This is a genomic window from Burkholderia oklahomensis C6786 (assembly GCF_000959365.1).
Taxonomy (GTDB): domain Bacteria; phylum Pseudomonadota; class Gammaproteobacteria; order Burkholderiales; family Burkholderiaceae; genus Burkholderia; species Burkholderia oklahomensis.
This window is the reverse complement of record NZ_CP009555.1, coordinates 433,249-452,279: the sequence shown is the minus strand read 5'-3', so window position 1 is coordinate 452,279 and position 19,031 is coordinate 433,249. Positions and strand designations below refer to the sequence as shown.

The 19,031-nt window shown below is 67.3% G+C and carries 18 protein-coding genes; 6 read left to right on the top strand and 12 right to left on the bottom strand.

Annotated elements, in window-relative coordinates; all coding sequences use genetic code 11:
• Positions 1–169 precede the first annotated feature (169 nt).
• The 11 genes from BG90_RS02025 to BG90_RS01975 all read right to left on the bottom strand — a co-directional run bounded on the left by BG90_RS02025 (position 170) and on the right by BG90_RS01975 (position 9,906).
• Positions 170–2,095, bottom strand: a complete 1,926-nt coding sequence (locus BG90_RS02025) for an ArnT family glycosyltransferase (protein WP_010114569.1) — start codon at positions 2,093–2,095, stop codon at positions 170–172.
• A 387-nt stretch (positions 2,096–2,482) separates the two neighbouring features.
• Positions 2,483–3,241 carry an SDR family oxidoreductase gene (locus tag BG90_RS02020; protein WP_010102482.1) on the bottom strand — a complete coding sequence of 253 codons (759 nt, stop codon included), beginning with the start codon at positions 3,239–3,241 and terminating at the stop codon, positions 2,483–2,485.
• 215 nt (positions 3,242–3,456) lie between these two features.
• Positions 3,457–4,044, bottom strand: coding sequence for an LOG family protein (locus BG90_RS02015; protein WP_010114570.1), 588 nt, complete (start codon positions 4,042–4,044; stop codon positions 3,457–3,459).
• Positions 4,041–4,760, bottom strand: a complete 720-nt coding sequence (locus tag BG90_RS02010; protein WP_004203514.1) for a TetR/AcrR family transcriptional regulator — start codon at positions 4,758–4,760, stop codon at positions 4,041–4,043. The genes BG90_RS02015 and BG90_RS02010 overlap by 4 nt, the downstream gene beginning before the upstream one ends.
• A 237-nt stretch (positions 4,761–4,997) precedes the next feature.
• Positions 4,998–5,534 (bottom strand): diacylglycerol kinase, encoded by a 537-nt coding sequence (locus tag BG90_RS02005; RefSeq protein WP_010114571.1) that lies wholly within the window; start codon positions 5,532–5,534, stop codon positions 4,998–5,000.
• An 8-nt stretch (positions 5,535–5,542) separates the two neighbouring features.
• Positions 5,543–6,577, bottom strand: coding sequence for a glycosyltransferase family 4 protein (locus BG90_RS02000; protein WP_010102487.1), 1,035 nt, complete (start codon positions 6,575–6,577; stop codon positions 5,543–5,545).
• Positions 6,578–6,598: 21 nt separating this feature from the next.
• A complete protein-coding gene (locus BG90_RS01995) occupies positions 6,599–7,537 on the bottom strand; it encodes a UDP-2,3-diacylglucosamine diphosphatase (protein ID WP_010102488.1) in 939 nt (312 codons plus the stop codon).
• Between the two features lie 90 nt (positions 7,538–7,627).
• Positions 7,628–8,140, bottom strand: coding sequence for an RDD family protein (locus BG90_RS01990; RefSeq protein ID WP_010102489.1), 513 nt, complete (start codon positions 8,138–8,140; stop codon positions 7,628–7,630).
• 6 nt (positions 8,141–8,146) lie between these two features.
• Positions 8,147–8,893, bottom strand: a complete 747-nt coding sequence (locus BG90_RS01985) for a DUF3106 domain-containing protein (protein WP_045568033.1) — start codon at positions 8,891–8,893, stop codon at positions 8,147–8,149.
• 30 nt (positions 8,894–8,923) lie between these two features.
• On the bottom strand, positions 8,924–9,349 hold the full coding sequence (locus tag BG90_RS01980; RefSeq protein WP_045568032.1) for a DUF3619 family protein: 426 nt from the start codon (positions 9,347–9,349) through the stop codon (positions 8,924–8,926).
• Positions 9,346–9,906 carry an RNA polymerase sigma factor gene (locus tag BG90_RS01975; RefSeq protein ID WP_010102495.1) on the bottom strand — a complete coding sequence of 187 codons (561 nt, stop codon included), beginning with the start codon at positions 9,904–9,906 and terminating at the stop codon, positions 9,346–9,348. The genes BG90_RS01980 and BG90_RS01975 overlap by 4 nt, the downstream gene beginning before the upstream one ends.
• Before the next feature lie 384 nt (positions 9,907–10,290).
• Between BG90_RS01975 and BG90_RS01970 the strand changes: the two genes are divergently transcribed.
• From BG90_RS01970 to BG90_RS01945, 6 genes are all read left to right on the top strand, one after another.
• A complete protein-coding gene (locus BG90_RS01970; protein ID WP_010114573.1) occupies positions 10,291–12,054 on the top strand; it encodes an acetolactate synthase 3 catalytic subunit in 1,764 nt (587 codons plus the stop codon).
• Positions 12,055–12,167: 113 nt separating this feature from the next.
• Positions 12,168–12,659: an acetolactate synthase small subunit gene (gene ilvN / locus BG90_RS01965; protein ID WP_004186134.1), complete on the top strand. Its 492-nt coding sequence runs from the start codon at positions 12,168–12,170 to the stop codon at positions 12,657–12,659.
• Positions 12,660–12,741: 82 nt separating this feature from the next.
• Positions 12,742–13,758 carry a ketol-acid reductoisomerase gene (ilvC, locus tag BG90_RS01960; RefSeq protein WP_010102500.1) on the top strand — a complete coding sequence of 339 codons (1,017 nt, stop codon included), beginning with the start codon at positions 12,742–12,744 and terminating at the stop codon, positions 13,756–13,758.
• A 120-nt stretch (positions 13,759–13,878) separates the two neighbouring features.
• Positions 13,879–14,529 (top strand): phosphatidylserine decarboxylase, encoded by a 651-nt coding sequence (locus BG90_RS01955; protein WP_010102501.1) that lies wholly within the window; start codon positions 13,879–13,881, stop codon positions 14,527–14,529.
• A gap of 16 nt (positions 14,530–14,545) precedes the next feature.
• On the top strand, positions 14,546–15,418 hold the full coding sequence (gene pssA / locus BG90_RS01950) for a CDP-diacylglycerol--serine O-phosphatidyltransferase (RefSeq protein WP_010102503.1): 873 nt from the start codon (positions 14,546–14,548) through the stop codon (positions 15,416–15,418).
• Between the two features lie 355 nt (positions 15,419–15,773).
• Positions 15,774–17,321, top strand: coding sequence for a 2-isopropylmalate synthase (locus BG90_RS01945; protein WP_010114575.1), 1,548 nt, complete (start codon positions 15,774–15,776; stop codon positions 17,319–17,321).
• A 128-nt stretch (positions 17,322–17,449) separates the two neighbouring features.
• On the opposite strand, the gene BG90_RS01940 is transcribed toward BG90_RS01945, so the two are convergent.
• Complete coding sequence (locus BG90_RS01940; protein WP_010114577.1) at positions 17,450–18,985, bottom strand: SulP family inorganic anion transporter; 1,536 nt, start codon at positions 18,983–18,985, stop codon at positions 17,450–17,452.
• Positions 18,986–19,031 lie beyond the last annotated feature (46 nt).

The following is a 19,031-nucleotide window of genomic DNA, read 5'->3' as shown; positions in this document are numbered from 1 at the left end:
AGGAAGGAGCCGACCGTTGGGCGGAGCAATTCCCGTACCGGGCCGGCAGATGCGGGCACGGCCGGGCGCGACGCACGGACGGCGCGAACCGGAACAGCATAGGACACGGCGGGCGCCGCGCAAATTGGGGGAGAGACGGTGCGCGGCGACGGCGCCGCGCACCGCGGCATTACGGATTGAGGCGGTGCGCGGCGGGCGGCGTCGGCGTGCGAACGTAGACGCGCAGCATTTCCTGCTCGTCGCCCGGGCGCGCGCCGGACCAGAACGGCTTCCATTCGCCGCCGAGCGCGGGCGGGCTCGCGCGCGTGCCTTGCACGATGAGCCACGTGCATGCGCTTGTATCCGGCAGCGCGACGGGCTGGTGCCGGATGCCCGAGAAGTAATAGAGCATCGGCGCTTCCGACTCGCCGAGATCGACGCTCGCCATGCAGTCGCCGTCGTTCCACTCGAGCGCGAGCCGGCGGTTCAGATCTTCGAACACCGAACGATAGCTCTTCGCGACGTCGAGCCACGGCAGCAGCAGCGTGTAGACGAGCCCCCACGCGACGAGCGCGCCCATCGCCCACGACAGCGCACCGCGCCATTTGCCCGCGAGCCGCAGCGACGGCAGCAGGCCGACCCAGCCGATCGTGATCGCGAGCGCCGACAGTACGAGCGCGGGCTCGATCGGCATCGTCCAGTCGAGCGGCAGCCAGCGGCCGAGCCATTGCAGTCCGGCGCGCGGGCCGTTGTGATCGGACATCAGCGACCAGACGATCCACGCGAGCGCCGCGACCGCGCCGAACAGCAGCCGGCTCGCATAGTCCCACGCGGTGTGCAGCCGCTGCGGCAGGCGCGGGATCGCCTGCGCGGCGACGAGCGCGAGCGGCGCGATGAACGGCAGGACGTACAGTTGCCGCGACGTCGCGGAAATGTGCAGCACGACCATCCCGATGCCCGCGAACGCGAGCGGCAGCGCGACGCGCGGCGCGCGCCACTCTCGCCAGAGGCCGCGCGCGAGCGCGACGAGCGCGAGCGGGGCGACCGGGAAGCCGACCGTCAGCAGTGCGCGCCAGATGAAGAGCGGCTTGTCGTTTTCGGCGCCGAGCGTCGGCACCGAGAAGCCGAAGAAGCGGCCGACGTTGTTTTCCCAGAACCAGACGAGGAACAGCGATTCCGAGCGCAGGAACAACGCGGTCGGCCAGATCAGCGCGAACGGCGCGCACACGAGCGCGGCGACGGCGAGCGAACGGAGGAACGCGCGGCTGCGGCAGGCCGGGTAGAGGACGAGCGTCGCGGCAACCGTCGCGCCGAACACGAGCGGCACGAACAGCCCCTTCGACATCAGCGCGATGCCGACGCCCAAGCCGAAGAGCGGCGCCGCGAAGCGGTTCGCGGGCGCGCGGTGCGTCGGGATGGCGCCGTTCGCGCCGCCGGCGTGCCGGATCACGAGCTCGAGCAGTCCGCAAAATCCCATCGCCGTGCCCGCCATCAACGCGACGTCGGTCATCAGATCGTGCGAATGCTTGATGACGATGAGCGAGCCCGCGTATAGCGCGACGGTGCCGATCACCGGCAGCTCGAGCCAGCGCGTCGCGCCGGTCGCGATGCGCGCGGCGCGCGCGGCGAAGCCGAACGCGAGCGCGGCGAAGAGGGCGCTCGCGAGCCGTGCTGCGTCGTGCAGCGGCAAGTAGCGGGAAAAGAGCCATGCGAGGCCGGTGGCGACCCAGTCGTACAACGGCGGCTTTTCGAGGAACGGCTGCCCCGCGTTGGTCGGCACGACGAAATCGCCGCTCTCGAGCATGTGCTGGATGATGCCGAACGTGTAGGTCTCGTCCTGCTTCCACGGATCGTGGCCGAGGGCGCCCGGCAGCAGGTACGCGCACAGCACGGCCGCGGCGACGAGCCATGCGCGCAGCCCGGCGAGCGGCGCGCGGGCAACGGACGCCTCGCGCGCATCGGCGGCACGGCCGCCTGCTGCGCCCGCAGCGCTCGATGCGGGGACGGCGAGCGTCGCGGCGGACGATGTCGGTGAATTGGCTTCCGATGGGCGGACGTGATGCGCCGAGCCGGGCGCAGGCGCGTGCCGGCCGCCGGGCGTTGCATTTCCCTGCATCTGGGTGATCTCTTCGTATGTGCCGGCCAGGCTGCGTGGGTTTGGCCGATTTCGTGACCGCGAGGTGGCGGATGACGGGCGTGCGACGGCGTACGTCGCGATGGTCGTTAGTAGACCACGAGACTATTACGAACGTTTACGAAAATTGTTATGAAACGCTAAAGATTGCGGAGAATTGTGAAGTTTTGTGTGGCCGGCACGGCAGGCGCTCGCGTTGCAGGTCGTGTCAGGCCCGCATTGTGCGGCGACCGATGTGAAAAAACGACGGTCGGCGGCCCGAACGTGCAGGCGAGGGCGCGAAATCGTTCGAAGCCCGAATGAACGGAGATGGCCTCGCCGTTTGGCGCTCGCCGCTCGACGAGATCGAAGACGCGGCGTGCGCGGGCTTCAGCGCCCGCCGCCGACGTCGAGCAGTGCGCCCGTCACGTACGACGCCGCGTCGCTCAGCAGCCAGACGATCGCTTCGGCTACCTCGTCGGCTTCGCCTGCGCGGCCGAGCGGCGTCTGTGCGCCGAGCCGCTCGGCGCGGCCGGGCTGGCCGCCGCTCGCATGGATCTCGGTTGCGATGAGGCCCGGGCGCACCGCGTTCACACGCACGCCGTGCGGGCCGAGTTCTTTCGCGAGGCCGAGCGTCAGCGTGTCGACCGCGCCCTTCGAGCCTGCATAGTCGACGTATTCGTTCGGCGAGCCGAGCCGCGCGGCGATCGACGACACGTTGACGATCGCGCCGCCCGCGCCGCCGCGATCGGTCGACAGCCGCCGCGCGGCCTCGCGCGCGCACAGATACGCGCCGAGCACGTTGGTGTCGAACACGCGCTTCAGGCGCGCGACGTCCATGTCGGCGAGCGGCAGCGACGGCGCGACGATCCCCGCGTTGTTGACGAGCGCGTCGAGTCGGCCGAATGCGGACTGCACCGCATCGAACATGCCGGTCACGTCGGCGTCGTTCGCGACGTCGCCGCGCACGACGCACGCTTGCCCGCCCGCGGCGCGCACCGCATCGGCGGTCGCTTCGGCGGCGTTCGCGTCGCGCGCGTAATTGACGCCGACCGACCAGCCGCGCGCAGCGGCGAGCAGCGCGGTCGCGCGGCCGATGCCGCGGCTCGCGCCGGTGATGAGGACGACTTTGGGCGGCGTATTCGTCATCGCTTGAACCTCGGCCCGGGCGGAACGCGCATTCGGGCGGAAAAGGGGAACGGCGGGAAAACGGAGACCGAGCGGACACTGCGAGGCGATTGCGCGGCGCGGCCGGTCGGCGCGAGAGACGAGACCGGCGCGCGGAGCGCGGAGCGGGCATCAGCGAAAGCGGTGCGAGGCGGCGCGCCGGATCGCGGCGCGCGCCCGCGATGCATTGCGCCGGCTCAGGCTTCCTGCTCGGACAGGAACGTCCATTTGTCGCGCGCGGGCGGACGATACTGGGCGAGCTGATCGATGAGCGCGTCGGGCGCTGCGTCGATGCACAGCGCATCGAAGTACGTGCGCTGCATGAAGCCTTCGTCGACCGTGTGCCTGAGGAGCGTGATGAGCGGTTCGTAGAACGCGTCGACGTTGTAGAGCGCGACGGGCTTGCGGTGATAGCCGAGCTGCGCCCACGTATAGACCTCGAAAAACTCTTCGAGCGTGCCCGCGCCGCCCGGCATCGCGACGAATGCGTCGGCGAGCTCGGCCATCATCTTCTTCCGATGATGCATGTCGGGCACGACGTGCAGCTCGGTCAAGCCGGTGTGGCCGACTTCCTTGTCGACGAGCAGCTCCGTGATGACGCCGATCGCGTGCCCGCCCGCGGCGAGCACTTCGTCGGCGATCACGCCCATCAGGCCGACGCGCCCGCCGCCGTAGACGAGCGTGAGGCCGGACTGCGCGAGCGCGCGGCCGAATGCGCGCGCGGCTTCCGTGTAGACGGGCTTGACGCCGTGCGCCGAACCGCAATAGACGCAGACGGCCTTCATTGCTTCGTATCCTTGCGCGGCGAACCGTCGCGCGGCGGCAGGTAGTCGTGGAACTCGCGCTTCGGCAGCTTGCCGGACACGAGATCGTCGAAGATCTGCCGCGAGCGGCCGCGCAGATACGGCGCGATCACCGAGATCACGTGCATGCTGACCTGGTGCAGCTCTTCGCGGATCGCGTCCTGGTCGTTGTACTTGCGCGGGTGCATCACGTATTGATACGACAGCCAGTAGGTGGCGATCACGGCCATGTTGGTCGCGATCACCTCGATCTCGGCGGGCGTCGCGACGAGCTCGCCGTCGGCCGCGAGCAGCTCGCACATCTCGCGCGCGAAGCGCACCTTGTGGCTGATGATCTGCTTGAAGTGCGTCTCGAGCGTGCGGTTGCGCGCGAGCAGATCGTTCAGGTCGCGATAGAGGAATCGATAGGTCCACATGAAGTCGGCCATGTACTGCAGGTACGACCACGTTTCGTCGATCGTCGGCCGATGATCTTCGGGAAAACGCAGGCGCCGTTCGATCTGCTGTTCGAACTGCGCGAAGATGCTGTTGATGATGTCGTCTTTGTTGCGGAAATGGTAGTACAGGTTGCCTGGGCTGATTTCCATTTCCTCGGCGATCGTCGTTGTCGTGACGTTCGGCTCGCCGATCTCGTTGAAGAGTTTCAACGACAACTCAAGAATCCGTTCGCGCGTGCGGCGGGGAGGTTTCGCTTCCATGTCGTCCGGCCCTGTGTTTGCCGGACTGGCGGGCGCTGCCAATGTTGCTGCGTGAATCGTAGTCCGGCTCGGGTTGCTGTTTTGAAGGCTGTCGGCCGATTATAAACCGCTACCTTGCACGTCCGGCGTATTTCGTCATCGGTGCATACCCGGCGGTGCTGCGTCGCACACAAGAGGCGGGTCGAGGCGGCGCGAGTCTCGGCGGGGACCGGTCGGCCGCCGGCCGCCGCGATGCGCCTAGCCGGCGAGCCGGTGCCAGACGAGCGGGCCGAGTATGAGGCCCCAGGTCGTCAGGCACGCGCAGAGCGCGACCGTGACGGCCGCGCTGCCGAGATCCTTCGCGCGCTTCGACAGCTCGTGGCGTTCGAGCGAGATCCGGTCGATCGCCGTCTCGACGCTCGAGTTCAGCAGCTCGACGATCAGCACGAGCAGCACGGTGCCGATGAGGAGCGCGCGCGACGCCGGCTCGACGGGCACGAACGCCGCGATCGGCAGCATGATCGCCGCGAGCGTCAGCTCCTGGCGGAACGCGCTTTCTTCGCGGATCGCGACGCGAAAGCCGTTGTATGAGTTCTTGAGCGCATGCCATGCGCGCATCAGGCCGCGATTGCCCTTGTACGGATTGTGCGGCAGCGCGAGCGGATCGTCCGGGCCGAGCGGCTCGTGCGGCTCGGGCGTTTCAGACGGAGAGAACGGAACGTGGACGGGATGCGCGGCGGCCGCACGTGCGGCCGGCCTCCGCGGCGAATGGGTCGGGGGCGCTTTCGCGCGCATGGCTGGTTTCAAACGGCTGCGCCTTCGGTGTGTGGACAGGCGGTTTTCGGCAGCGGCTTCAGGTGCGACGCGAACTGCTCGGACGCCGCGAGCCACGAGTAGCGCTCCGCCCATGCGCGCGCATGCCGCCGGTCGATCTTCAGCGCCTCGAGGCACGCTTCGCGCAGGTCGTCGTTCATCGCACCCGCGCCGCCGTCGGCGAGCACGTCGACGGGCCCGGTGACCGGATACGCGGCGACGGGCGTGCCGCACGCGAGCGCCTCGAGCAGCACGAGCCCGAAGGTGTCGGTGCGGCTCGGGAACACGAACACGTCGGCGGCGGCGTAAACCTTGGCGAGCTCCGCCTGAGTCAGCACGCCGAGGTAATTGGCCTCAGGATAGCGCGATTTGAGCTCGGCGAGCGCGGGCCCTTCGCCCGCGACCCACTTCGAGCCGGGCAGGTCGAGCTTCAGGAACGCCTCGACGTTCTTCTCGATCGCGACGCGGCCGACATACAGGAAGATCGGCCGCACGGTGTTGAGCACCTTCGACTCCATCGGCCGGAAGATGTCGAGATCGACGCCGCGCGTCCACAGCACGACATTGTCGAAACCGTATTGCTCGAGGTCGCTCTTGACGACGGGCGTCGGCGCCATCACCGCGAGCGACGCGCCGTGGAACCAGCGCAGGAAGCGGTAGGTCGCGGACAGCGGAACGCCGAAGCGCGCCTGCACGTACTCCGGAAAGCGCGTGTGATACGCGGTCGTGAACGGCAGCCGGCGCGCGCGGGCGTAGCGGCGCGCGGCGAGGCCGAGCGGGCCTTCCGTCGCGATGTGCAGCGCGTCCGGCGCGAACGCGTTCAGGCGTTCGCGCAGCCGCCGGTACGGCAGGATCGACAGGCGGATTTCGGGATAGGTCGGGCACGGGACCGTGCGGAACTCGAGCGGCGTGACGAGCTCGACGCGGTGGCCGAGCGCGACGAGCTCGCGCGCGGTGCTCTTCAGCGTGCGCACGACGCCGTTGACTTGCGGCTCCCACGCATCGGTGACGATCATGATTTTCATCGCAGGCAGTCCTTTCGGGGGTCAGGCGGTGGCGGCTTTCGTCTTGCGCGATTGCGCGGCGGGCGGCGTGTGCAGCACGGTCCAGTAGACGACCTTCAGTTCGCCCTCCATCGTCTCGACGAGCGCGGACAGGCTCTCGACCCAGTCGCCGTCGTTGCAATAGAGCACCCCGTCGATGTCGCGGATCTCGGCCTTGTGGATGTGGCCGCAGACGACGCCGTCGCAGCCGCGGCGACGCGCCTCGTCGGTCATCACCGCTTCGAACGACGAGATGAAGTTCACGGCGTTCTTCACCTGGTGCTTCAGGTATTGCGACAGCGACCAGTACTGGAAGCCGAAGCGGCTGCGGATCCGGTTGAACCAGCGGTTCAGCACGAGGATCAGCGTGTACAGCGTGTCGCCGAGATAGGCGAGCCACTTCGCGTGCTGGATCACACCGTCGAACAGGTCGCCGTGAACGACCCACAAACGTTTGCCCGACAGCGTCGTATGGAACGCCTCGCCGCGCACGTGGATCTCGCCGAACGCGAGATCGCAGAACTGGCGCGCGGCTTCGTCGTGGTTGCCGGGGATGTACACGACCTGCGTGCCTTTGCGCGCCTTGCGCAGGATCTTCTGGACGACGTCGTTGTGCGCCTGCGGCCAGTACCAGCCCTTTCTGAGCTGCCAGCCGTCGATGATGTCGCCGACGAGGTACAGGTATTCCGATTCGTTGTGCTTGAGGAAGTCGAGCAGGTAGCCGGCCTGGCAGCCGCTCGTGCCGAGGTGGATGTCCGACAGCCAGATGGTCCGGTAGCGGTGCGAGGCCGGCTCGTGGTCGTCGTGCCGCGTGGCGCTCGCGGCGGGCGGACGGGCCGGCGCGAGCACTTCGCTCGCTGCGGAGCCGGACAGGAAGGCGCTGGCGGCGTGCAGGCCGGCAGGATCACGAAAGAAGGAGGTCGCGGACGTTTTTTTGCCCATGCATGACTCGCGCCGATTGATGTTATCGGCATTGCGCCATGCGGGCGTGACTATGCCGTGACAGTCACGAGACGTTCTTATTACGGGGAATCAGCCGTGGCGGGGCGCGCCGACGATGCGGGTGCCGGCGAGGCGATCGTGCGGGAACTGGCGGCTCGGGTGCAGCCGCGCGGCGAGCGCCCACAGCGCGAACCAGACGGCCGCGGCCGCGAGCGTGCGCGGCACGGAAAAGCCCGCGAGCGGGTGCAGCGCGAGGGGCGGCAGGAACCACAGCCAGCCGAGCGCGTAGCGGACGAGCGCCCGGCCGACCGACAGCGGCGTGCCGCGCGCGGTCTCGATGCGCAGCCGCCAGGTCTTCATCGGCAGCGTCTGGCCGCCGTGCGTCCAGAACCAGACGAAGTAGGCGCCGACGACGATCGCGATCCACGCGGCGAGCAGATTGTGATGGGCGAGGCCGTTGCGCTGCTGGAGCGTCACGCCGAACGCGAGGCCGGCGAAGAACACGACGCCGAACAGCAGCAGGCTTTCGTAGACGAGGGCGGCGAGCCGGCGGCGCACGCTCGGCGGCGGCGCCGGCTCGGACGGAATCGCGGGCGCCGTCACGGCCGCTTACGAACCGTTGAAGAGCGACGGCGCCTCGGACGGCGAGACGGGCGTGGGCACGGCCGGCGTGACGGCGCCCGTCGTCGTCGATGCAGGAGCGGGCGCCGCGGCGGGCGCTCCGGCGGCGGGCGGCGCGATGCTAGCGGCGGGCGCGCTCGCCGGATGACGGTCGTGCGCGTTGACGAGCCGGTTGACGTCGCGGTCGGTCTTGCCGGTGGGCGGCGCGCTGACGACGGTCGGCCGGCGCCGGCGCTCGGCCGCGGCGAGCTTCTCCTTCTGCTCGGGCGACAGCTGCTGGTAAGCCTTCCAGGCCTTCTCGCGAGCCTGCGCGGACAGATCCTTCGACACCAGGTAGTTCTCGCGCGCGACGCGGCGCTGCTCGGGCGTCATGCGGACCCATTCGGTCATCCGCTCCTGCAGGCGCTTTTGCGCTTCGGGCGACATCTTCGGGAAGCGTGCCGCGATCTTCAGCCATTTGCGCTTGCGTTCGTCGCTGAACGAATCCCATTGGTTGGCGAACGGCGCGAGCGCGACGCGCTGCGGCGGCGTGAGGCGCGCCCAGGACAGCGGGCTCGACGGCGGCAGCGCCGGGAAGTCGGTCGTGAGGGTGATCGCGGCCGACGCGACCGCCGGTGCGCTCGCGGCCGCCACCGCGGCCGGTTGTGGGTGAAAGCGCGGGTAGGTGGCGGCGTACGCGACGATGAGCGCGATCACGCAACCGAAAAAGACAGCCAATCCCCGTTTTTGACTCACCCGTGCGTTCCTCTTCTTGATGCGTTGGCGTTAGTGAGTGTGCGACAGATACGCGTTGAACCCGTGGTCGAGATACGCGGTGAGCGGCAGGTTGTCGCTCAGCATCGCCGCGTCGATGTCCGCGAGCTCGGCCGTGCGCTGCATGTCTTCCCAGTACGCGATGCCGACGAGCCCCGCGAGCAGCAGCGCGAGCGGCCACGCGCGGACCAGCCGGCGCGCGAGCGACTTGCGGCGCGGTTCGGCCGACGGGCGCAGCTCGAGCGTGCCGGCGCTGCCGGCGAGCGCCGGCACGAGCACGATCGCGGCGTCGGGCTTCTTGCGGGCGATCGCGGCGCGGCGCGCGGCGGCGAGCCGCTCCGTCGTCGCGGCGGGCAGCGCGGTCGCGCGCTCGTCGAGCGCGCGACGCACCTTGAAGGCGAAATCGGTTTCTTCTTTCGTTGCGGGAGCGGAGCTCATAGCGTGATTCCTTTGGCCTTGAGCGCGGCCGCCAGTGCGTGAGTGGCTCGGGAGCAGTGCGTCTTGACGCTGCCCTCCGAGCAGCCCATGGCGGCGGCTGTCTCGGCGACATCCATATCCTCCCAATAACGCATCAGGAAGGCTTCTCGTTGACGCGCCGGAAGCTTCTGGATTTCGTCGTCGATGAGGGCGAGCACCTGCTCGCGCTCGAGCCGCGTCTCGCTGCTCTCGACGCCGCCGCCGTCCGCCGATTCGAGCGTCTCCAGCGGGTCGAACTCATCGTCGTCGGTGTTGTTCAGCGACGAGAACAGGCTGACCCAGGTGTTGCGCACCTTTTGTCTGCGGAAATAGTCGTGAATCGCGTTCTGAAGTATCCGCTGAAAGAGCAGCGGCAGCTCGGCGGCCGGGCGGTCGCCGTATTTCTCTGCGAGTCGGATCATCGCATCCTGCACGATGTCGAGCGACGCGTCGTCGTCGCGCACCGCGTAAGCAGCCTGCTTGAACGCGCGCCTTTCGACGCCCGCCAGAAAGTCCGCGAGTTCCTTGTCTGATGCCATTCCGTGAAGGTCTGCGCTGCGTTCTTGCGGCGTGAAAAGATCGGAAAAAATTCGTAAAACCCGCGGATGCTAACAAATTTCGCCGTCGACGGCATCCTGATCGGGCTGCCAAGCCGTCGAAACGGGCGTGCGCGGCGGTTCGCCGCCGGCCTCGGCGCGGCGTTCGCGGCCGCTTCGCCGGGAGGATTGATGCGCCGCGGGATTTTCCGCTTGACCGCCTGTCAGGGACCCGCTATCGTTGCCAGTTCGCAACATAAGTGATGGTCACATTTGAGGCTGGCCCAAGAAGCCCGCCTTTCAACTGGACGCGCCGCTTGAACCTGAGCCACAAGCCCAGCAGAGAGCACCCGATCAATTTTTTGCCGAAAATTCGAAAGGTCAACGATGAACATGCCCAGCGCGGAATTCTCCACGTCGGAATCCCTTTCCCCTCAGAAAACCGGCTCCATCGGCGCCACCGTGCTCATGAAGGCACTGGCCGACGAGAACGTCGAATTCATCTGGGGCTACCCTGGCGGCTCGGTCCTCTACATCTACGACGAGCTGTACAAGCAAGACAAAATTCAGCACGTGCTCGTGCGCCACGAGCAGGCGGCCGTGCACGCCGCGGACGCGTACTCGCGCTCGACGGGCAAAGTCGGCGTGTGTCTCGTCACGTCCGGCCCGGGCGTCACGAATGCGGTGACGGGCATCGCCACCGCGTACATGGATTCGATCCCGCTCGTCGTGATCAGCGGCCAGGTGCCGACCGCGGCGATCGGCCAGGATGCGTTCCAGGAGTGCGACACCGTCGGCATCACGCGTCCGTGCGTGAAGCACAACTTCCTCGTGAAGGACGTGCGCGAACTCGCGGAAACCGTCAAGAAGGCGTTCTACATCGCGCGCACCGGCCGGCCCGGCCCGGTCCTCATCGACATCCCGAAGGACATATCGAAGACGCCGTGCGAGTACGAGCCCGTCAAGAACGTGTCGCTGCGCTCGTACAACCCGGTCACGAAAGGCCACTCGGGGCAGATCCGCAAGGCGGTGTCGCTGCTGCTGTCCGCGAAGCGTCCGTACATCTACACGGGCGGCGGCATCATCCTCGCCGACGCGTCGCGCGAGCTGAACCAGTTCGCCGACCTGCTCGGCTATCCCGTCACGAACACGCTGATGGGCCTGGGCGGCTACCGCGCGTCGGACAAGAAGTTCCTCGGCATGCTCGGCATGCACGGCACGTACGAAGCCAACATGGCGATGCAGCACTGCGACGTGCTGATCGCGATCGGCGCACGCTTCGACGACCGCGTGATCGGCGATCCGGGCCACTTCGCGTCGCGTCCCCGCAAGATCATCCATATCGACATCGATCCGTCGTCGATCAGCAAGCGCGTGAAGGTCGACATCCCGATCGTCGGCGACGTGAAGGAAGTGCTGAAGGATCTGATCGAGCAGCTGCAGACGGCCGAGCATGGCCCGGACACCGAAGCGCTCGCGCAATGGTGGAAGGACATCGAGAGCTGGCGCGCGAAGGACTGCCTGAAGTACGACCGCGAAAGCGAGATCATCAAGCCGCAGTACGTGGTCGAGAAGGCGTGGGAGCTGACGGACGGCAACGCGTTCGTCTGCTCGGACGTCGGCCAGCACCAGATGTGGGTCGCGCAGTTCTACCGCTTCAACAAGCCGCGCCGCTGGATCAATTCGGGCGGCCTCGGCACGATGGGCTTCGGCCTGCCGGCGGCGATGGGCGTCAAGATGGCGCACCCCGACGACGACGTGCTCTGCATCACGGGCGAAGGCTCGATCCAGATGTGCATCCAGGAGCTGTCGACCTGCAAGCAGTACGACACCCCGGTGAAGATCATTTCGCTGAACAACCGCTACCTCGGCATGGTCCGCCAGTGGCAGCAGATCGAATACAGCAAGCGCTATTCGCATTCGTACATGGATGCGCTGCCCGATTTCGTGAAGCTCGCCGAGGCGTACGGCCACGTCGGCATGCGCATCGAAAAATCCGCGGACGTCGAGCCGGCGCTGAAGGAAGCGCTGCGCCTGAAGGACCGCACCGTGTTTCTCGACTTCCAGACCGACCCGACCGAGAACGTCTGGCCGATGGTTCAGGCCGGCAAGGGCATCACCGAGATGCTGCTCGGATCGGAAGATCTGTAAAGGCGCGATGCGCGCCCGAGCCCGCGGGCGGCCGCCTTCACGAAGGGCGGCGCGGCACGCGGCGGTGCGCTGCGATACGCAATCGACACGGGATAATTCTGGAAGAAGCGAACATGAGACACATCATTTCCGTCCTGCTGGAAAACGAACCGGGCGCGTTGTCGCGCGTCGTCGGTCTGTTCTCGGCACGCGGCTACAACATCGAAACCTTGACGGTGGCGCCGACCGAAGACCAGTCGCTGTCGCGCCTGACCATCGTTTCCATCGGCTCCGACGACGTGATCGAACAGATCACGAAGCATCTGAACCGCCTGATCGAGGTGGTGAAAGTGGTGGACCTGACCGACGGTGCACACATCGAACGGGAGCTGATGCTCATCAAGGTGAGGGCAGTGGGCAAGGAGCGCGAAGAAATGAAGCGGATGGCGGACATTTTCCGCGGCCGTATCATCGACGTGACCGAGAAGACCTACACGATCGAATTGACGGGTGCGAGCGACAAGCTCGACGCATTCATTCAGGCGCTGGACGCGGGCTCGATTCTCGAGACCGTGCGCACCGGCAGCTCGGGCATCGGTCGAGGCGAGCGCATTCTGAAGGTCTGACGCCGCCGCGCCGAACGAGCCGGGTGCGCCGTCAGGGCCCGGTCTCACTAACGAAATTCACTGAATCAGCGAAGGAACAATCATGAAAGTTTTCTACGACAAGGACGCCGACCTCTCCCTCATCAAGGGCAAGCAAGTCACGATCATCGGTTACGGCTCGCAAGGCCATGCGCACGCGCTGAACCTGAAGGACAGCGGCGTGAACGTGACGGTCGGCCTGCGCAAGGGTGGCGCGTCGTGGAGCAAGGCCGAGAACGCCGGCCTCGCGGTCAAGGAAGTGGCCGAAGCCGTGAAGGGCGCGGACGTCGTGATGATGCTGCTGCCCGACGAGCAGATCGCCGCCGTCTACGCGCAGGAAGTGCACGCGAACATCAAGCAGGGCGCGACGCTCGCGTTCGCGCACGGCTTCAACGTCCACTACGGCCAGGTGATCCCGCGCGCGGATCTGGACGTCATCATGATCGCGCCGAAGGCGCCGGGCCACACGGTGCGCGGCACGTACGCGCAGGGCGGCGGCGTGCCGCACCTGATCGCGGTCGCGCAGGACAAGTCGGGTGCGGCGCGCGACATCGCGCTGTCGTATGCGGCGGCGAACGGCGGCGGCCGCGCCGGCATCATCGAAACCAATTTCCGTGAAGAGACGGAAACCGACCTGTTCGGCGAGCAGGCCGTGCTGTGCGGCGGCACCGTCGAGCTGATCAAGGCCGGTTTCGAGACGCTGGTCGAAGCGGGCTACGCGCCGGAAATGGCGTACTTCGAGTGCCTGCACGAGCTGAAGCTGATCGTCGACCTGATCTACGAAGGCGGCATCGCGAACATGAACTACTCGATCTCGAACAACGCCGAGTACGGCGAGTACGTGACGGGCCCGCGCGTCGTCACCGAAGAGACGAAGAAGGCGATGAAGCAGTGCCTGAAGGACATCCAGACGGGCGAATACGCGAAGAGCTTCATCCTCGAGAACAAGGCGGGCGCACCGACGCTGCAATCGCGCCGCCGCCTGACGGCCGAGCACCAGATCGAGCAGGTCGGCGCGAAGCTGCGCGCGATGATGCCGTGGATCGCGAAGAACAAGCTCGTCGACCAGTCGAAGAACTAAGCTGCGCGTCTCATCCGGCCCTCGAATCGAGGGTCGGCATCAAAAAGCCGCCCGAAGGCACCGGAGCCGAGGGCGGCTTTTGCTATCCTACGGGCTTTGCAATTCAACGAAGAACGAACCATGAACTATCCTCATCCGATCATCGCGCGCGAAGGCTGGCCGTTCATCGCGATCGTAGCCGTCGTCACGCTGCTGATCCATGCCATCGGCGGGTTCGGCCTCGCATGGCCGTTCTGGCTGCTGCTCGTCTTCGTGGTTCAGTTCTTCCGCGATCCGCCGCGCGCGATCCCCACGCAGGCGAACGCGGTGCTGTGCCCGGCCGACGGCCGCATCGTCGCGGTCGAAATGGCGCAGGATCCGTATGCGAATCGCGAAGCGCTGAAGATCAGCGTGTTCATGAACGTGTTCAATGTCCACTCGCAGCGCTCGCCCGTCGACGGCGCGGTGCAGAAGGTCGAGTATTTTCCGGGCGCGTTCCTGAACGCCGCGCTCGACAAGGCGTCGGCCGAGAACGAGCGCAACGCGGTCGTGATCCAGACGGCGACCGGCCAGACCGTGACGGCCGTGCAGATCGCGGGCCTCGTCGCCCGCCGGATCCTCTGCTACGTGCGCACGGGCGAGCCCGTGTCGCGCGGCCAGCGCTACGGCTTCATCCGCTTCGGGTCGCGCGTCGACGTGTATCTGCCGAAGGGCAGCCGCGCCCGCGTGTCGATCGGCGAGAAGGTGTCCGCATCGTCGACGATCCTCGCCGAACTGCCCGAACAACAGTAATCGGGAAAACGTATCGATGGCCGCTTTCAAACCGCGCCGGCCGCGCAACGGCAATGCTCCGTGGCCGCGCTCGTTTCGTCACAACAAATCGGTCGCGCAGGACGTCGCGCCCGTCGAGAGCCGGCGCGCCGCGCGCCAGCGGTTCCTGAGGACGCGCGGCATCTACCTGCTGCCGAACGCGTTCACGACGGCCGCGCTCTTCTGCGGCTTCTTCGCGGTCGTGCAGGCGATGAACGTGCGCTTCGAGACCGCCGCGATCGCGATCTTCGCCGCAATGGTGCTCGACGGGATGGACGGACGCGTCGCGCGGATGACGCACACGCAAAGCGCGTTCGGCGAGCAGTTCGACAGCCTGTCGGACATGGTGTCGTTCGGCGTCGCGCCCGCGCTCGTGATGTACGAGTGGGTGCTGAAGGATCTGGGCCGCTGGGGCTGGCTCGCCGCGTTCATCTACTGCTCGGGCGCCGCGCTGCGCCTCGCGCGCTTCAACACGAACATCGGCGTCGTCGACAAGCGCTTTTTCCAGGGCCTGCCGAGCCCGGCCGCCGCGGCGCTGATCGCGGGCTTCGTGTGGCTCGCGACCGACAACCGCGTGCCGATGAAGCTCGGCTGGCTGCCGTGGGTCGCGTTCGTGCTGACGGTCTACGCGGGCGTGACGATGGTGTCGAACGCGCCGTTCTACAGCGGCAAGGCGCTCGACGTCAGGCATCGGGTGCCGTTCGCGGCGATCCTGCTCGTCGTCGTCGCGTTCGTGCTCGTGTCGTCCGATCCGCCGCTGATGCTGTTCTGCCTCTTCGTGCTGTACGGGCTGTCCGGCTACGTGTTCTGGGCCTATATGGCCGTGCGCGGCCGGGCCAATCCGGCGCGCTCGTCGCAGCGGGAGCACTGACGGGCCCTGCTGGCCTGGCGCGACGTCGAATCGAGTCCGGCTCGCGCCGGGCGCACCGAAGACGGCGGCCCGCGTGGCCGCCGTTTTTCTTGCCCGGATGCCGTGCGGCGCGGCGTTCGTGCCCCGAGAAGCTGCCGATTGCGCGCGGCCGGGAATGCCGCTATATTCGTCGGCATGACCGCATTTTCCCGCCTCTCCCTTCTTCTAGCCGGTGCGCCGCTACGCGCGCTAGCGCTAGCGCGCCTGCCGCGCTGACCGTTTTCGCCCTCCGTCGAGCTTCGTCTGTTGTCTAGCGTCGCCTGCGGTGGCGCGAGCTTCATCACGTGTGTTTCCCCATTCGACACCTGGAGTCCCCATGACAGACAAGCTGATCATATTCGACACGACGTTGCGCGACGGCGAACAATCGCCCGGTGCGTCGATGACGAAGGAAGAGAAAATCCGCATCGCGAAGCAGCTCGAGCGCATGAAGGTCGACGTGATCGAAGCCGGCTTCGCGGCCAGCTCGAACGGCGACTTCGACGCGATCCACACGATCGCGTCGCAAGTGAAGGACAGCACGATCTGCTCGCTCGCCCGCGCGAACGACAAGGACATCCAGCGCGCGGCCGATGCGCTGAAGCCCGCGAACAGCTTCCGGATCCATACGTTCATCGCGACGTCGCCGCTGCACATGGAAAAGAAGCTGCGGATGACGCCGGACCAGGTGTTCGAGCAGGCGCGCCTCGCGGTGCGCTTCGCGCGCAAGTTCACCGACAACATCGAGTTCTCGCCGGAAGATGGCAGCCGCTCGGACTTGGACTTCCTCTGCCGCGTGCTCGAAGCCGTGATCGCCGAGGGCGCGACGACGATCAACATCGCGGATACGGTCGGCTACGGCGTGCCGGAGCTGTACGGCAACCTCGTGAAGACGCTGCGCGAGCGCATCCCGAACTCGGACAAGGCGATCTTCTCGGTGCATTGTCACAACGATCTGGGGATGGCGGTCGCGAACTCGCTCGCCGGCGTGAAGATCGGCGGCGCGCGCCAGGTCGAATGCACGATCAACGGCCTCGGCGAGCGCGCGGGCAACACGTCGCTCGAAGAGATCGTGATGGCCGTGAAGACCCGCAGGGACTATTTCGGCCTCGATCTCGGCATCGACACGACGCAGATCGTGCCGGCGTCGAAGCTCGTGTCGCAGATCACCGGCTTCGTCGTGCAGCCGAACAAGGCGGTCGTCGGCGCGAACGCGTTCGCGCACGCATCGGGCATCCACCAGGACGGCGTGCTGAAGGCGCGCGATACGTACGAGATCATGCGCGCGGAAGACGTGGGCTGGACCGCGAACAAGATCGTGCTCGGCAAGCTGTCGGGCCGCAACGCGTTCAAGCAGCGCCTGCAGGAACTCGGCATCGCGCTCGACAGCGAAGCCGAGCTGAACGCCGCGTTCGCGCGCTTCAAGGATCTCGCCGACCGCAAGGCCGAGATATTCGACGAAGACATCATCGCGATCGTGACCGAAGAGGAATCGGCGCTCGCGCACGAGCATGAGCACTACAAGTTCGTGTCGCTGTCGCAGCGCTCGGAGACGGGCGAGCGGCCGCAGGCGAAGGTCGTGTTCGCCGTCGACGGCGGCGAAGTGGCGGGCGAGGCGAGCGGCAACGGCCCCGTCGACGCGACGTTCAACGCGATCGAGACCGAAGTGGGCAGCGGCGCCGAGCTGCTGCTGTATTCGGTCAACGCGATCACGACGGGGACGCAGGCGCAGGGCGAAGTGACGGTGCGTCTGGCGAGGAGCGGGCGGATCGTCAACGGCGTCGGCACCGATCCGGACATCGTCGCCGCATCGGCCAAGGCGTACATCGCCGCGCTGAACAAGCTGTACTCGAACGCCGACAAGCTGAATCCGCAGCGCGCGTAACACGCGCCGTGCGTGCGCGGGCGGCATCGCCGCCGCGTTCCGAATGAACGACGCCCCGCGGGCCGATGGCCTCGCGGGGCGTCGTTTTTTTGACGGCACGGCGAGCCGGCGCACGCCGGCTCACGCGCTCACTGCGCCGTCGGGCTGCGGAAGAACCAGCGGATGCCGCGGCCGCGCGCGTGCTGGACCTGGCGCCGGTAATCGACCGTGATCTCGCGCCGCGGCGCCTCCGCGACGAACGCATCGAGCATTTCGCGCACGTCGTGGTCGATGTAGTCGGCGCGGGTCGCGTCGATGATGACGACCGCGCGGTCCGGGATCTGCGCGAGATAGTGCTTGATCTGGACCTTGCCGAGGAACGACACGTCCTTGCGGAACGACAGCAGATAGTGGTCGTCGTGCTGCGCGAGCGTCGCCGGGCTGCGCAGGTTCGCGCACGCGACGGCCAGCACGCAGCAGGCGAGGCCGAGCGCGATGCCGGCGAGGAGGTCGATCGCGAGCACGCCCGCGATCGTCACCGCGAACGGCAGGAACGCGCCGGGGCCTTGTTTCGCGACCGACGTGAAGAGCGCCGGTTTCGCGAGCTTGAAGCCCGTGTGAATCAGGATCGCCGCGAGGCTTGCGAGCGGAATCAGGTTCAGGAGCCCGGTGAGCGCGAACACGCTGACGACGAGCATCACGCCGTGCACGATCGCCGACATCCGGCTCTGCGCGCCTGCGTTCACGTTGACCGAGCTGCGCACGATCACCGACGTGATCGGCAGGCCGCCGATCGCGCCCGCGACGAGATTGCCGACGCCTTGCGCCTTCAGTTCGCGGTTCGGCTGGGTCGGACGGCGCTTCGGATCGATCTGCTCGACCGCTTCGAGGCTCAGCAGCGTCTCGAGACTCCCGACGACGGCGAGCGTGATCGCGATGCGCCACACGTCGGGGTTCAGCAGGTGCGCGAGGTTCGGGCCGAGGTCGGCGGTCTTGAGCGCGTTGCCGAGCGCGGCGAACGACGCGAGCTCGGGCAGCGCGACCCGGTGCTCGGCGGGCGGCGCGAAATGCGGCGCGACGAAGCCGAGCGCGAACGTGGCGCCGATGCCGAGCAGCACGACGGCGAGCGGCGCGGGCACGAGGCGTACGAACGCGAAGCGGCGCATCGCGCGGGTCTCCCAGACGGCGAGGAGCGCGAGCGACGCGAGCGCGATCACGCTCGATGCGAGCACCGCGTGGCCCGGCGCGTCGCCGTCGCCGCCGAGGCCGAGCGCGAACGGCATCTGCTTGACGATGAGCAGGATGCCGATTGCGGCGAGCATTCCTTTGATCACGGGCGAAGGCACGTATGCGGCGAACCGGCCCGCCTTCAGGAGACCGAGGCCGAACTGGATGACGCCCGACAGCAGCACGGCGAGCAGGAACGCCTGGAAGCTGCCGAGCTGCGCGATGCCGTCGACGATGATCACGACGAGGCCCGCGGCGGGACCGCTGACGGACAGCGGCGAGCCGCTCAGCACGGCGACGATGAGACCGCCGACGATGCCGGACACGAGGCCGGCGAACGGCTCGACGCCGGATGCGTTGGCGATTCCGAGGCAGAGCGGCAGCGCGACGAGGAACACGACGGTGCCGGCCACGAAGTCGCGCGGAAACGTGGAAAAGGAAGCGCGTAGATTCTTCATAGTGAACGGAAAAAAACGGGTTGAGGCGGAATGCGGCGCGGCGGCG

What these genes read in the sequence shown, in the direction of transcription:
- pssA (WP_010102503.1), top strand. Translation starts at nt 14,546, where the DNA reads ATGGCCGCTTTCAAACCGCGCCGGCCGCGCAACGGCAATGCTCCGTGG.
- BG90_RS02025 (WP_010114569.1), bottom strand. Translation starts at nt 2,095, where the DNA reads ATGCAGGGAAATGCAACGCCCGGCGGCCGGCACGCGCCTGCGCCCGGC.
- BG90_RS01940 (WP_010114577.1), bottom strand. Translation starts at nt 18,985, where the DNA reads ATGAAGAATCTACGCGCTTCCTTTTCCACGTTTCCGCGCGACTTCGTG.
- BG90_RS01955 (WP_010102501.1), top strand. Translation starts at nt 13,879, where the DNA reads ATGAACTATCCTCATCCGATCATCGCGCGCGAAGGCTGGCCGTTCATC.
- BG90_RS02000 (WP_010102487.1), bottom strand. Translation starts at nt 6,577, where the DNA reads ATGAAAATCATGATCGTCACCGATGCGTGGGAGCCGCAAGTCAACGGC.
- BG90_RS01975 (WP_010102495.1), bottom strand. Translation starts at nt 9,906, where the DNA reads ATGGCATCAGACAAGGAACTCGCGGACTTTCTGGCGGGCGTCGAAAGG.
- BG90_RS01995 (WP_010102488.1), bottom strand. Translation starts at nt 7,537, where the DNA reads ATGGGCAAAAAAACGTCCGCGACCTCCTTCTTTCGTGATCCTGCCGGC.
- BG90_RS01980 (WP_045568032.1), bottom strand. Translation starts at nt 9,349, where the DNA reads ATGAGCTCCGCTCCCGCAACGAAAGAAGAAACCGATTTCGCCTTCAAG.
- BG90_RS02010 (WP_004203514.1), bottom strand. Translation starts at nt 4,760, where the DNA reads ATGGAAGCGAAACCTCCCCGCCGCACGCGCGAACGGATTCTTGAGTTG.
- BG90_RS01945 (WP_010114575.1), top strand. Translation starts at nt 15,774, where the DNA reads ATGACAGACAAGCTGATCATATTCGACACGACGTTGCGCGACGGCGAA.
- BG90_RS02015 (WP_010114570.1), bottom strand. Translation starts at nt 4,044, where the DNA reads ATGAAGGCCGTCTGCGTCTATTGCGGTTCGGCGCACGGCGTCAAGCCC.
- BG90_RS02020 (WP_010102482.1), bottom strand. Translation starts at nt 3,241, where the DNA reads ATGACGAATACGCCGCCCAAAGTCGTCCTCATCACCGGCGCGAGCCGC.
- ilvC (WP_010102500.1), top strand. Translation starts at nt 12,742, where the DNA reads ATGAAAGTTTTCTACGACAAGGACGCCGACCTCTCCCTCATCAAGGGC.
- BG90_RS01970 (WP_010114573.1), top strand. Translation starts at nt 10,291, where the DNA reads ATGAACATGCCCAGCGCGGAATTCTCCACGTCGGAATCCCTTTCCCCT.
- BG90_RS02005 (WP_010114571.1), bottom strand. Translation starts at nt 5,534, where the DNA reads ATGCGCGCGAAAGCGCCCCCGACCCATTCGCCGCGGAGGCCGGCCGCA.
- ilvN (WP_004186134.1), top strand. Translation starts at nt 12,168, where the DNA reads ATGAGACACATCATTTCCGTCCTGCTGGAAAACGAACCGGGCGCGTTG.